General features: G+C 59.3%; 11 protein-coding genes. 9 read left to right on the top strand and 2 right to left on the bottom strand.

Going from position 1 to position 13974, the window contains the following annotated elements; genetic code table 11:
- Nucleotides 1-319 precede the first annotated feature (319 nt).
- The 7 genes from mdh to ACWNRM_RS13220 all read left to right on the top strand — a co-directional run bounded on the left by mdh (nt 320) and on the right by ACWNRM_RS13220 (nt 9132).
- A complete protein-coding gene (mdh, locus tag ACWNRM_RS13250) occupies nt 320-1492 on the top strand; it encodes an iron-dependent methanol dehydrogenase (RefSeq protein ID WP_485171038.1) in 1173 nt (390 codons plus the stop codon).
- 531 nt (nt 1493-2023) lie between these two features.
- Complete coding sequence (locus ACWNRM_RS13245; protein ID WP_485171039.1) at nt 2024-3421, top strand: aldehyde dehydrogenase family protein; 1398 nt, start codon at nt 2024-2026, stop codon at nt 3419-3421.
- Nucleotides 3422-3612: 191 nt separating this feature from the next.
- Nucleotides 3613-5220 (top strand): phytoene desaturase family protein, encoded by a 1608-nt coding sequence (locus tag ACWNRM_RS13240; RefSeq protein ID WP_485171040.1) that lies wholly within the window; start codon nt 3613-3615, stop codon nt 5218-5220.
- 15 nt (nt 5221-5235) lie between these two features.
- The gene (locus ACWNRM_RS13235) at nt 5236-6810 is read left to right on the top strand and encodes a phytoene desaturase family protein (RefSeq protein WP_485171041.1); all 1575 of its coding nucleotides are present in this window, start codon (nt 5236-5238) and stop codon (nt 6808-6810) included.
- Entirely contained in the window at nt 6782-7642 is an 861-nt protein-coding gene (locus ACWNRM_RS13230; protein WP_485171042.1) for a lysophospholipid acyltransferase family protein, read from the top strand. The genes ACWNRM_RS13235 and ACWNRM_RS13230 overlap by 29 nt, the downstream gene beginning before the upstream one ends.
- Nucleotides 7593-8714: a glycosyltransferase family 2 protein gene (locus tag ACWNRM_RS13225; RefSeq protein WP_485171043.1), complete on the top strand. Its 1122-nt coding sequence runs from the start codon at nt 7593-7595 to the stop codon at nt 8712-8714. The genes ACWNRM_RS13230 and ACWNRM_RS13225 overlap by 50 nt, the downstream gene beginning before the upstream one ends.
- Nucleotides 8704-9132: a DUF2141 domain-containing protein gene (locus ACWNRM_RS13220; RefSeq protein WP_485171044.1), complete on the top strand. Its 429-nt coding sequence runs from the start codon at nt 8704-8706 to the stop codon at nt 9130-9132. The genes ACWNRM_RS13225 and ACWNRM_RS13220 overlap by 11 nt, the downstream gene beginning before the upstream one ends.
- Nucleotides 9133-9158: 26 nt before the next feature.
- On the opposite strand, the gene ACWNRM_RS13215 is transcribed toward ACWNRM_RS13220, so the two are convergent.
- Together ACWNRM_RS13215 and ACWNRM_RS13210 are read right to left on the bottom strand one after the other, a co-directional pair.
- A complete protein-coding gene (locus ACWNRM_RS13215) occupies nt 9159-11519 on the bottom strand; it encodes a heavy metal translocating P-type ATPase (RefSeq protein WP_485171045.1) in 2361 nt (786 codons plus the stop codon).
- A gap of 317 nt (nt 11520-11836) precedes the next feature.
- Entirely contained in the window at nt 11837-12052 is a 216-nt protein-coding gene (locus tag ACWNRM_RS13210) for a heavy-metal-associated domain-containing protein (RefSeq protein WP_485171046.1), read from the bottom strand.
- 158 nt (nt 12053-12210) lie between these two features.
- Between ACWNRM_RS13210 and ACWNRM_RS13205 the strand changes: the two genes are divergently transcribed.
- Both ACWNRM_RS13205 and ACWNRM_RS13200 read left to right on the top strand, forming a co-directional pair.
- On the top strand, nt 12211-12603 hold the full coding sequence (locus ACWNRM_RS13205) for a hypothetical protein (RefSeq protein ID WP_485172228.1): 393 nt from the start codon (nt 12211-12213) through the stop codon (nt 12601-12603).
- A gap of 71 nt (nt 12604-12674) precedes the next feature.
- On the top strand, nt 12675-13974 hold a 1300-nt coding region (locus ACWNRM_RS13200), incomplete at its 3' end, for a copper resistance system multicopper oxidase (protein WP_485172227.1).

Below are 13974 nucleotides of genomic sequence, written 5' to 3'. Positions count from 1 at the left end.
TGTCTGCTCAAGGGGCCAAGCGTATCCGCTCTTTTCGCACGGCCTACGGCCCCTGCCCGGACTATACGCACTTCCTGCACCTTGTGGTTTGATCTTCAGTCCGTTTGCTGTCATGCGATGGCATGAACATAGTGCAAAATTAATTCTATACCACCGCAGTACTATTTGTAATTTATTGACTTCATAATCGAGTTTTATTGATCCTCAATTGAGGGAGCCATAAATCTATTAGAACGTTTCGTAAGGAGAGCCGGATAAAACCGCTTGCGCGGGATGAAATCCAGTCAATACGAACGTCTCTGGCATAAGGATCAGGACCATGGCGCATATTGCCCTTGCCGATCATACCGACAGCTTCTTCATTCCCTGCGTGACCCTCATTGGCCCTGGCTGTGCCAGACAGGCTGGGGACCGGGCGAAGGCACTTGGTGCCAGAAAGGCCCTGATTGTCACCGATGCTGGCCTGAAGAAGATGGGCGTGGCGGACATCATTTCGGGATACCTGCTCGAGGATGGTTTGCAGACTGTCATTTTTGACGGTGCAGAGCCCAATCCGACCGATAAAAACGTGCATGATGGCGTCAAGATCTATCAGGATAATGACTGCGACTTCATCGTTTCACTCGGCGGCGGTTCCGCCCATGACTGCGCCAAGGGCATTGGCCTGGTCACAGCGGGCGGTGGCAATATTCGCGACTACGAAGGCGTGGACAAATCCAAGGTTCCGATGACGCCGCTCATCGCAATCAACACCACGGCCGGCACAGCGTCTGAGATGACGCGATTCTGCATCATCACCAATTCCCAGACCCATGTGAAAATGGCGATCGTCGATTGGCGTTGCACACCGCTGATCGCGATTGACGATCCGAACCTGATGGTAGCCATGCCGCCTGCCCTGACAGCCGCCACAGGTATGGATGCGCTCACCCACGCTATCGAGGCCTATGTTTCAACCGCAGCAACGCCGATCACCGATGCTTGCGCTGAAAAGGCCATCAGCCTGGTTGGCGAATTCCTGCCCAAGGCAGTGGGCAATGGTGAGAACATGGAAGCGCGCGTTGCCATGTGTTACGCGCAGTATCTGGCCGGCATGGCGTTCAATAATGCCTCGCTGGGTTATGTGCATGCCATGGCGCATCAGCTGGGCGGCTTTTACAACCTGCCGCATGGCGTCTGTAACGCTGTGCTATTGCCACATGTCTGCCGCTTCAACCTCATCGCTGCCGCCGATCGGTATGCCCGCGTAGCCCGCCTGCTTGGGGTACCGACCGATCTCATGAGCCGCGATGAGGCGGCTGAGGCTGCAATCGACGCCATTACCCAGATGGCGCGGTCTGTCGGTATCCCGGCGGGCCTCTCGACGCTGGGCGTCAAGGCGGAAGACCACAAGACGATGGCTGAAAACGCGCAGAAAGACGCCTGCATGCTCACCAATCCGCGCAAGGCGACGCTTGCCCAGATCATTGGCGTGTTTGAAGCCGCGATGTGAAAGTTCCTGAACGGAAGATGCTGGTCTAGGCGGCATCTTCCGGTTGTTCAGGTAAAGAGCCGGAGAGTCTGACGCGGCATGGGAACAGGTCGCCCTTTGCCTCCGGTTCCTGGACGGAGAAGCCAAGGGGCCGGCCTCGGGTTCGCCCTCCCAATGGGACGAGCCAGCAGGCGAGCTTATCTCCGTTCCTACCAGCGCGCATCGAGTGCGCCTTCCAGCCAGCATCATGATGCTCTGCATAGCATGTATCTTCCGGGCAAGGCGTCAGCCGCCATGCCGCGCGCCGAGCGGGCACTTCTCCTCAAACGCGGGATCCGAGCAATGCGAGCGCATGACAGCTGTCAGCTCAGGATCAGAGTGACGCCTCCGGTTGCCGGCATCACTGATGCTTCAATCTACCTCCGCTCAATGGTTTTCCTGTTGTGGGTGGCGGGATGTGTCTCAGGCCCAGATGTAAAGATGCACAGGCTGAGTCAGGGAAACTGCGGCGATCAAGAGGGGTTAGCACTCGAGATATGAGCGGAACCCTTCATGAGCGACATCACGACCTCCGTCACGCACAATTCTCACAGCCCGGCTGAGAGTCTCGAGGCCTCCGCCTCCTTGCACGATGAATGCGAGGACAAATCGAGCGCAACGTCGTCGCAGGAGGTTTGCCGGGACCTCAAGGCGATGCAGCCCCGATGGGCAGCGGTACCCCTGCGCGCGCGATTGAGGGTGTTACGTCGTTTCAACAGGTTGATGCTTCTGAACGCGCCTAGCTTGATCCGTCTGATCGCCGATCATGCCTCGCTCGATGTCATGACAGCCGAGATCCTCCCGCTCATGTCCGCGTCGCGTTTCCTCTGCCGTGAGGCGTCATCTCTGCTCAAGGAGAGGCGGCTCAGCTGGTTGGGTCGCCCGCTCTGGCTGCACGGCGTCAAGACTTCTGTCGTGCGCAAGCCACTGGGGGCAGTCCTCATCCTGGCTCCCGGCAATTACCCGCTCATGCTCGCCGGAATACAGACGTTACAGGCGTTGGTGGCAGGCAACAGCGTCGCGCTGAAACCGGCACCCGGCCGGACCGCAGTCCTGCGCCGGTTCGTCGCGCTTCTCGAGCAGGCAGGTTTGCCGAAAGGGGTCGTGCAGCTGGTCGGTGAGGATAGCGGGCCACAGGCAGTCTCGAGTGGCTACGACCTGATCATCCTTACCGGCTCAGCTGAAACGGGCCGCAAGGTTGCGCTCGCAGCGACAGAGACCCTGACGCCCACGATCATGGAGCTATCTGGGGCAGACCCTGTCTTCGTCCTGCCCGATGCAGATCTTGCCCTCGTGGCCCGTGCGCTGCATTTCGGGCAGACACTCAAGAACGGGCATACATGCATCGCACCTCGCAGGGTCTTCATCAGCGAAGGGCAAAAACTTCCCTTGCAGCACGAACTGCACCGCGTGTTTGGTGATGAACGGAATGACCCTGCGCAAGATTCAACATCAAAGCTTGCGCGATTTCTCTGTTCAGCAAAAGCCGTAGGGGGTGAGGTAGTTGGCTATGGCAAGGCACAGGTCATCTTCCTGAACGCCCATCAGGCGGGACTTGCTGATATCGATCTGTTCGCACCCTGGTTTGCAGTGATCACGACGCACTCAGTTGAGGAAGCGATCTGCCTTGAAGATGCGGCTACACACGCCCTCGGCGCCAGCATTTTCGGTAGTGAACGCGAGGCTCTGGCAATCGCGAGGCGCATTCCGGCTGGAACGATTACCATCAATGACATCATCGTTCCGAGCGCGGATCCCCGGCTGCCGTTTGGCGGGGCACGGAGGAGCGGTTTTGGTGTCACCCGCGGGCGCGAAGGCTTGCTCGCACTTACCCGACCGGTCAGCATCTCGACACGCAAGCGGGGCGCTTTTCACCTGCTGCCGCGGCTACGCCAATGGCATGGCAGATAAAGATTGTTGTCGACGAAACCTGATCGATCACGGTCCGTTGATGAAGAGGTCGTATGCATCTGCTCGGGCGACTCGCCGCAGGCGGAAAACTTGAAAAGAGAGATAACGGGGCGTGCAACCCCGGAATAATCGTTTTTTGTTAACGCCTCAGAATATTGCAATTTCGTTATCTTGTCAGGACCCTGCGCCTCATGGTCTCTACCGCTTCCCCAGGCACCCAGCATCCCCATCACCGGCTCCATTCGCGCAACGTTGCCGTCATAGGGGCTGGGCCGGGCGGCCTCGCGTCAGCCATGCTTCTTGCTCATGCTGGTGCCACTGTCACGATATACGAAAAAGGCGACAGGATCGGTGGCCGCTCGTCATGCATCGAGCTTGAGGGCTTCCGGTTCGACACTGGGCCGACCTTCTTTCTCTACCCTGAGATAATCCGTGAGATTTTTGCGCAATGTGGATTCGAGTTCGATGAGATGGTCGAGCTCGAAAGACTTCATCATCTTTACGATCTGCGCTTCGAAGATGGTCCTAATCTTTCGCTGACGACCGATCCACAGCGTCTAGAAGAGGAAATAGCCAAGATCTCGCCGCAGGATGCGAGACAGGTGAGACGCTTCCTTGCAGATAACAGGCATAAATTCGAACGTTTCATCGCGCCTCTTCAGCGGCCTTTCAACTCCGTCTTCGACCTGTTCAAGCCTGACATGCTCAAGGCGCTTCCGGTTCTCTCGCCGTTCTCTTCCATCGACAAGGACCTGTCACGCTACTTCAGCGACCCGCGCACGCGTCTCGCCTTTTCGTTTCAGAGCAAATATCTGGGTATGTCGCCCTACCGGTGTCCCTCGCTCTTTACCATCCTGAGCTTCATGGAGCACGAGTTCGGTATCTATCACCCCAAAGGCGGGACCGAGGCCGTCATGGCCGCTATGGCGCAGGCAGCTATTACCATGGGGGTCCGTATCAAGCTCAACAGTACCGTTGAGACAATCGAGACCACCAAGGGCAAGGCGACCGGGATTGTGACGAACGGAAGTGCCGTTCCGGTCGATGCCGTTGTCGTCAACGGCGATTTTTCCCGCACCATCTCCGCCCTTTTGCCAGACAATTCACGCAAGAAATGGAGCAATGAGAACATCGCCAGCAAGAAATTCTCCTGCTCGACGTTCATGATGTATCTGGGCCTCAAGGGCAGCCTGCCCGATCACGCTCATCACACCATTTTCCTTTCTAGCGATTATGAGAACAATTTTGCCGAGATCGAGGCAGGTAAACAGATATCGTCCAAGGCGTCCCTTTATATCCAGAACGCGTGTGTGACAGACCCCGGTCAGGCGCCTGAAGGATGCTCAGCTCTCTACGTTCTCATGCCGGTCGGCAATCTGCGCGTGGATGGCTTCGAATGGGATAAGGCCAACACAGCGCAGGCGCGCGCGATCGTCTTCCAGCGTCTTCGTGATGCGGGGTTTGGCGATATAGAAGAGCGTATCCTGGTCGAGAAAACCATCACCCCGCTGCAATGGCAGGAGGAACACGATGTCCATCGTGGGGCGGTGTTCAATATGGCCCACTCGCTTGGGCAGATGCTGCATCGACGCCCCCATAATCGGTTTGAAGACGTAAAAGGCGTTTATCTTGCGGGCGGCGGCACTCACCCTGGCAGTGGCCTGCCCGTCATTTTCGAGGGGGCACGCATCAGTGCGACGCTCCTCATCGAAGATCTGGCCAAGGCGCCAGCGACGATTATCGAGACCCCACCTCCGGGTCTGCACCTGATGCCAGAATGTACCGGTGGCCACGCCTGAGCGGAAGAGAGTTCCATGCTGAATACGACGAAGCGAGCACCGATAGTCATCATCGGGGCGGGGCTCGGGGGATTGGCTGCCGCCTGCACGCTCAGCGCCCGCGGTCACGAGGTGATCATATGCGAGGCCAATGACTGGACGGGCGGCAAAGCGGCCGAGCACAATCAAGATGGTTTCCGTTTCGACATGGGACCGACCATTCTCACGCTTCCCTCCGTGCTTCGCCGCATCATCGCCGAGAGCGGCCTGCGTATGGAGGATCGTCTGGACCTGCGTCGTCTGGATCCGCAATGGCGCTGCTTCTTTGACGATGGCCAGCCCCTCGACCTGATTGAGGACATTGCCCTCATGTCAGAGGAGCTGGAAAAACGTAAGCCCGGCGATGGAGCCGGTTATGAGGATCTGCTCAGGGTCAGCGAGCGACTTCATGATATCTCGCGGCGTTTCGTATTCTGGAAATCCGTCGGCGGACTGCGCGACACCATGAATATCGGTGAGACTTTTGCGCCCAAGACACTGCGAGACGTCCTCGCATTGCGTATGCATTCTACGCTTGGGCAGGAAATCAGAAAGCGCATCACCAACCCGCAGGCTGTGCAGGTTTTCGATCATTTCACACAATATGTGGGCTCAAACCCCCTTCAGGCACCGGCGGTACTGACCGGTATTGCCCATATGCAGGTTGATGAGGGCATCTGGTATCCGATGGGCGGAACACGCGCGGTACCCGTTGCCTTGCGTAAGATCGCCGAAGAGAATGGCGTCGTGTTTCGCAGTAACTGTCGCATCAAGCGTATTCTGCACGACGCGAAGCGGGTTCATGGTGTCGAGACCCAATCTGGCGAAACCATCGCTGCATCGGCTGTCGTGTCGAACATGGACAGCGTGCGTACCATGTATGAACTGATTGATCGCAAGGCCGCACCAAAGGCCTTTCGCCAGTTCCGTCGCCAGTGGAAGTCTCGCGAGCCAGCGTGCTCGGGCGTCGTGCTCTATCTGGGCCTGAACAAAGCCTATGAGCATCTTGCCCATCACAATTTCGTCTTCTCGCGCGATGCGGAAGAGGAATTCGATGCGATCTATCACCAGGGCCGCCCTGCCCCGGACCCGACCTGCTATCTCGCTGCGCCCGCCAGGACCGAACCGCAAACCGCGCCGGAAGGTGGAGAGGCTCTTTATGTGCTGGTGCACACGCCGTATCTGCGCCCCGGCCAGAACTGGACCGAGATGTTCCCGGGCTATCGTCAGGTCATCCTCGACAAGCTGAAGAAAGCGGGCGGTATGCCTGATATCGAAGAGCGCATCGTGGCCGAGCACCACCTGACCCCTATGGATATCCATACGAGATACTCGCCTCAGGCGGGCGCCATTTACGGCCTTGCCAGCCACGGCAAGCTGAACGGCGGCTTTAAGCCTGCAAACCGGTCGGACGACCTTGCAGGGCTATATATGGCGGGTGGCAGCGCTCATCCGGGCCCTGGCATGCCTATGGCGCTCATGTCCGGCTGGATCGCCGCAGATTGCCTCGACACGGATAGCCCCGCGCCCGTCGCCCCATCGGGTGCAGCATCACGTAGCGCGGCTGGCTGAGTTGTCACGCGGCAACCCTGGTAATGCGTGGCAGCCGGGACTGGAGACGGCCTATGGCCGATCTCCATTTCTCACCCATTGGATCACGAGGGCCCTCAGGCAACGGCTGACCCGTCATTTCGCCTCCGTACAATGGTCGGGACATAAGCCGGAGGCTTCCCTTGCCTCAGGTACTTTGTTTTACAGTAACCATCCCGGCTGGTGGGATCCTGCCCTATTTGCGTTGCTACAGTCCCATTTCATGCCCGGCCGACCGGGTTTTGGCCCGATAGATGCCCAAACACTCAAGCGTTATCCCACCCTCAATCGTGCCGGGTTTCTGCCGCTTGATTCTTCATCGCATGGGTCGCTACGGCACTTTCTGCACCAGTCCGTGGCCATTCTGAAAAGTGGCGGCATTTTCTGGCTCACGGCGCAGGGGCAATTTGCCGATGTCCGCCTGCGACCCGTCAGACTCAAGCCGGGCCTGGCTCATATTGCCAGTCAGGCAACAGGCTGCCTGATCATCCCGGTTGCAATCGAATATGCCTACGGCTCCGAAAGCCGTGCGGAAGCGTTCATACGTTTCGGCCAGCCTGTGCATCATTCCAGCCTGCCCAAGAGCCTCAAGGCCAAACACGCGTGTCTGGAAAATGCGCTTGAAGCGACACAGGACGCTCTGGCAGCAGATGTCATCGCCCGCGACCCCGAAAGCTTTCGTATTCTGCTCGAAGGCCGCTCCGGCATGGGCGGGTTGTATGCCCAGCTTCAGAGACTCAGCAGCCTGATCAAAAGGAAAAAACATGACCCACGTCACGCAGGGCGCTGGACGGTCAGCCCCGACGCGAGGTGAACTGACCATCGCGGCCCTCGCAGCCTTTCCATTGCTGATCGGGTTGCTCAACCTGCGTGCCCTAAGCCGTGCACCTTCCGGTGCGAATGTTCGGAATGCCGGAATCTCTGTGCTTATTCCCGCTCGCAACGAAGGGGCACAGATCGAGAAGGCCATCATGGCTGTTCTCGCAAACGGTCCTGAAGTACGCGAAATTCTGGTGCTCGATGACGGCTCTCAGGACGATACTGCAGCACGTGTCGAAGCCATTGGAGACAGACGTGTACGGTTGCTGCACGGGCGGCCTCTCCCTGAAGGCTGGTGTGGCAAGAACCATGCCTGCGCCCAGTTGGCCGCTGCCGCCACACAGGAATGGCTGCTGTTCATTGATGCCGATGTCCGACTGGAAGAACGCGCAATATCACGGCTGCTAGCAGTTACCGAGGGCGCACACGCCCCGTCACTGATCAGCGGTGTGCCACGCCAGGAAATGCACTCGGGCTTTGAATGGTTGCTCCTGCCCTTCATTGATGTCCTGCTTTTCGGTTACCTGCCACTCGTTTTCGACAAGGGTCGCACACCTGCACTCGCGGCAGCCTGCGGGCAGCTGGTCATGGTCAAGGCAGAGGCCTATCGGCAGAGCGGCGGCCATGGACAGATACGGGACAAGCTTCATGACGGCCTTGCTCTGGCACGCGAAATGCGTCGAGCGGGTTTTCGCACACGCCTGATCGATGCCACCGATCTCGCCACATGCCGGATGTACCGCAATGGGCGCGAAGTCTATGCAGGGTTGATGAAGAATGCCGTGGAGGGACTGGCCGGCCCGGTCGCCCTGCCCATATGGACGCTCCTGCTGGGCGGAGGGCATATCCTGCCCTTCCTGCTTCGTGACACCCCGACGATCCGGTTTGCGCGACTGGCGAGCCTCGCACTGCGTCTGCTGGTGGCGCTGCGGTGTCAGCAGGGATTACGCACCGTTGTTGCCAGCCCGATCGGAGTGTTCATGCTGCTTTTCATCCAGTTTCACGCCCGCCTGAGGCATGTGCTTGGACGCCCCGTCACCTGGAAAGGACGATATTATGAAACCTGAACTTGGTCTGCTCGCCACCCTCATGGCCCTGCCGCTTGCCCCTCTTACGGCCATAGCGGGGCCCGTTCAGGCGGTTATCGAAAACGTCCCCGACGACGTTGGTACCATCAAGGTAGCCATCTGCACGGAGGATGAGTTCCTCAAGCCTAGCTGCAAGTTCCATGCTGAGGTGAAATCTGCGACGCCAGAGGTTACCGTGAATTTTGCCGATATACCGGCAGGCGTCTATGCCGTGCAGGCCTATCAGGATCGCAACGGCAATGCCCGGCTCGACCGTTCGTTTATTGGCATACCGAAGGAGCCCATAGGGTTTTCGCGGGATCCGAGCGTCCGTTTCGGGCCGCCAAGCTTTGACGATTGCGCTGTCAGACTGACACCCGAAGGCGGTGCGCTCAAGGTCGGCCTGATCACACACTGAGGCTTACATGCTGGCGCTCGCAACACTCAGAGGGATCGTTGCGAGCGCCAGCGATTGAGAAGCAGTGAGTTGGTAACAACCGAGACGGAGCTGAGCGCCATTGCCCCGCCGGCAATCACCGGGTTGAGTAGCCCGCAGGCTGCGAGAGGTATGGCCGCCACGTTATAGCCAAAGGCAAAAACGAGATTCTGCCTTATCTTGCCGACAGTCGCCCTGGAGATGGACAAGGCATCCGGGATAGCGCGCAGATCCGCACTCATCAGCACGAGATCTGCCGTCTCAAGCGCTGCCGCCGAGCCCGAGCCGATTGCAATGCTGATATCAGCAGCGGCCAGAGCAGGCGCATCGTTGATGCCATCTCCAGCCATACCTACCAGACGACCCTCACCGCGCAACGCCTGCACCGCAGAAACCTTTCCTTCGGGCCGAAGTGAGGCTCTTATCTCGTCAATACCTGCTTCCCGGGCGACCCGCGCAGCAACCGCCTCACGATCACCTGTCAGCATGATTGTTTCAATCGACTGCTTGTGAAGCCAGGAAACAATAGCTGCCGCTTCGGGGCGCAGAGCGTCAGACAAGGTTATGGCGCCAAGATAGACGCCACCGCGTGCGATACAGGCGACACTCTGTGTTTCGGCATCCAATGGCAGGGCCGCAACAGCGATACCCTGTTCTTTCAGAAATTCGGGCGTTCCCAGCAAAAAGATCTCTCCCTCTGCTGCCGCTTCGATCCCCTTGCCCGGCACGGCGCGGAAATGGTTCAGACTGAATGCGGAGGTGATCCCAGCTTCGCTTGCCCGCCGCATGATGGCCTTCGCCAATGGATGCTCCGAGTTGGCCTCCAGTGATGCTGCCACCCCCAGAAGTTCCGCCTCGGTCACCCCTTTTGCAGGATAAATCGCTTCGACTTCAGGCTGCCCCTTTGTGAGCGTGCCTGTCTTGTCGAAGGCCAGCACCCTGAGACGATGAACACGCTCAAGCGCTTCAGCATTGCGGAACAGGATACCGGCAGAGGCCGCTTTTCCTGTCCCGACCATCAGCGCAGTCGGCGTCGCGAGGCCCAGGGAACAGGGGCAGGCAATGACAAGCACCGATATGGCCGAGACCAGGCTCCATTGCGCATCGTGCGTTGCCAGCCAGCCGATGACGAACGTCAACAAGGCGATGATGATGATGGTGGGCACGAAGATGGCCGAAACACGATCAGCCAGGCGCTGGATCGGGGCTTTCGATCCCTGCGCACGCGAGACCATCGCCACGATGCGGGCCAGTGCGGTCTCGCTCCCAAGCGAGGTTGCGCGGGCGCGCACGACACCCGTCGTGTTGAGCGTTCCGGCGAAAATTGTATCGCCAACCTGACGCAGGACGGGCACAGCCTCACCCGTGAGCATCGACTCATTGATCTCGGTTGCGCCTTCGATAACCTCGCCATCAACTGGAATAGCTTCACCAGGGCGGACCACGAACACATCACCGCGTTGCAATGACGCGACAGCGCAGATTTCCACACCGTTCGGCGTTACGCGGTTGGCAGTTTGTGGCCTCAGATTGAGCAGAGCTTCCAGACCGGAAGCTGCTTTTTGCCGCGCCCGCGCCTCGAGAAGCCTTCCAACCGAAATCAGGAGGATCACGAAGGCGCTTGCCTCGAAATAGACCGGCAGATCGAGCCCGCAGAGCGTGACGGCCATGCTGAAGCCGTAAGCGATACTTGTCCCGAGGCAGACCAGCACGTTCATATTGGCCGAGCCACTCCGCAGGGCATGATAGGCACTGCGATAGAAATGACGGGCACCATAGATCTGTACGACACTCGCACAAAGCGCCTGAAGCCAGAGCGGCACGAGGTGATGAGCGCCAACCGCCATACCCAGCATTTCGATGGCAAACGGGATGCAGAACAGGGCGATAATGGCCAGATCCCGCTGCGCCGTTGCAGGTTCTCTCGAAGGCGCTTCGTGCCCCTGCTGGTCCGCTGTGGAGGTTGCCGTAAAGCCAGCCTTGCGAACGGCCTCGACGAGGCGATCCTCCGTGACCGCCCCCGCGATGTAATCGATCTGCGCGGTCTCCGTGGCGAGATTGACGGCTGCCCTGACGCCCGGCAGGCGGTTGAGCACCTTTTCCAGTCGCGCAGAGCAAGCGGCGCAGCTCATTCCCTCAATGGCAAATCGTGCTTCCTGATGCCCAAGACCGAAGCCTGTCTTCTCGACGATTTTTTCGATGGCGCCTAGGTCTGGCCCCTCATCGGCTCGGGAGATGATCGCGCGCGAGGATGCGAAATTGACCGATGCTGTCAGCCCATCCTGCCGGTTGAGCACTTTCTCCAGCCGTGCCGCGCAGGCAGCACAACTCATACCGGTTACTTCCAGATCAAGACTGCTGGCGCTCATGGAATCATTTCTCATTCGACTGGAAGAAAGGGTCGTTTCAAACGCTCGACTCTACCGATCAAGCATCCCTTATCTGGCCGCTCCATCGCGTAGAGCCACTACCGCCTGCCCCGCAGGGACCGTCGGCTGAACCATTTTGCGGCAGCCGTCAGCACGAAGTGTGCGGGCTGCCGACATTTGACCAGTGTCGGTCAGATTGAACCGCTGGCTCGTTAAGCGACGGGAGTGTGAAAGGCGACGACCGCTGAGCCCATCCCGCCGCGTTGTAACCGACGAAATGGGCCACGATGATCTCCGGGCGGCGATAGACGAGCACGTCAGCCTCGTGCGACGTCGAAGCCCGTTTCCTCAATGACCGTTTCCAGTGCGGCGCGTGGCACAGCCGGACCGTCCGTGGTGACGCGCACATTGCCCGTCTCGTGGCTGGCCTTGACATCCGTCACGCCGGGGATCTCGAGCAGTGCCTTTTCGAGGCGGCTCGAGCAGCCCCCGCAGGACATGCCTTCAACCTTGAAATCAAGGGTCTCGCTCATTGTTTCATGCTCCTTGCCAATATGACCAGACCGAGATGGTGATCAATACGGTTGCAATCAACGTATACCTCTGAGAGAGTGTCGCAACTGATCCGATTATTTCCCTGTAACGTCTATGGGACGACATGCCGAACCGCTGCACGCCTCTATGGATCGTGATGCTCGCTGCATTCTGCCTGATCCTGCGCGGGGCGTTCCCGGCGCAGGCGGCTAGCGCGCAGCTGACCGGTTGCGGCGTAATGACGGTTCAGAGCACCCATGCGGGATGTGCGATGCATCACCCCAGCGTCACCATGAGTGGGGTGCGCCAGCCTGACGCAGCCACAAACGGCATGATTGGCAAGGCGGAACAGCCCCAGCACAAACTGCATGGGGAAGGCTGCCATGGTTGCCCCCCGAGCCTGTCCTGCACAACTGGCCATGTCGCTCTTGGTGCCACGTCACCTGCCCGTCCGCTCGCCGTGCAAGTAACCCGCTATGCGGCCTCGTCCGGCTTCGCTCTGGCAGGCCAGCAACGGGTTCCGGACCCCAGACCGCCCCGCTTTTCCTGAATCGCTGATCCGTATGCCGGTCTGATTTTCTCAGGCTGCGCGTTCCGTTCCGATCATTCAGGACCTGTTTCATGATTGCCTTGACACGCAAGGGACCGGCGCTCAATCGCCGGAAATTCGTCACGGGGCTGGCGGGGCTCGGCGTTGCCTCGTCCGCCCGCGCCATGCCCGCCATGACACCTGCGGCACACATATATGACCCCTCAGCCATTCCGCCTGCGCCCGCCTCCACCTACGACCTGACTGTCGATACGGCACCCTGGCAGGTCGGCAAGCGCAGGGGGCGCGCCTTTACAGTCAATGGGAGCGCCCCTGCCCCCACCCTGCGCTGGCGCGAGGGTGACGAGATGGTGCTGAATGTCATCAACCATCTTGATCAGCCTACCTCGATCCACTGGCATGGCATCAGGCTGCCAGCCAACATGGACGGTGTGCCGGGCCTGAGTTTTGCCGGCATTCCTGCCAAGGGTCGCTACACCTACCGTTTCCCACTGCGCCAATCGGGCACGTACTGGTATCACAGCCATTCCGGCATGGAGGAGGCGCAGGGGCTTTTTGGCGCGCTGGTGATCGATCCGGCAGGGCCGCCACTTCATCGCTATGAACGGGATTATGTTCTTGTCCTGTCAGACTGGAGCGATGTCGCGCCGCATGACATCGTCAGCAACCTCAAGCAGCAAGACGATTATTACAATTTCCGCCAGCGCAGTGTGGCCTCGCTGTTTCATGAAGCCCGCCAGCATGGATTGCATGACGCTCTGGCGAGCCGACTGATGTGGTCGCACATGAGAATGTCAGCCACGGATATCTCTGATGTCAGCGGGGTGATTTACAGTTACCTCATCAACGGGCAATCGCCGGATGACAACTGGACTGGCCTTTTTTCCCCCGGCGAGCGGATCCGGCTGCGTGTCGTCAATGCGTCGGCCATGACCCTGTTCGACTTTCGGATACCGGGGCTCGATTTCGATATCATTGCCGCTGATGGATCGGATGTTCACCCCGTGCGTGTTGAGGAATTCCGCATCGGCCCGGCTGAAACCTATGATCTGATCGTGACCCCGACTGAGAACCGGGCATGGACAATCTTCATCCAGCCAGAAGACCGTACCGGCTTTGCGCGCGGCACACTCGCTCCTGCCTTGGGCATGGCAGGACCGATACCCCCTATGGATCCGCGGCCCGTACGCAGTATGATCGATATGGGGATGGGGCGTATGGAGAACGGCCCTGCTGGCATGAGCGGCATGAGCGGCATGAGCGGCATGAGCGGCATGAGCGGCATGAGCGGCATGAGCGGCATGAGCGGCATGAGCGGCATGAGCGGCATGAGCGGCATGAGCGGCATGAGCGGCATGAGCGGCATGAGCG

Source organism: Asaia sp. A2, from assembly GCF_057319415.1.
This window is presented reverse-complemented; position numbering and strand designations above follow the sequence as displayed.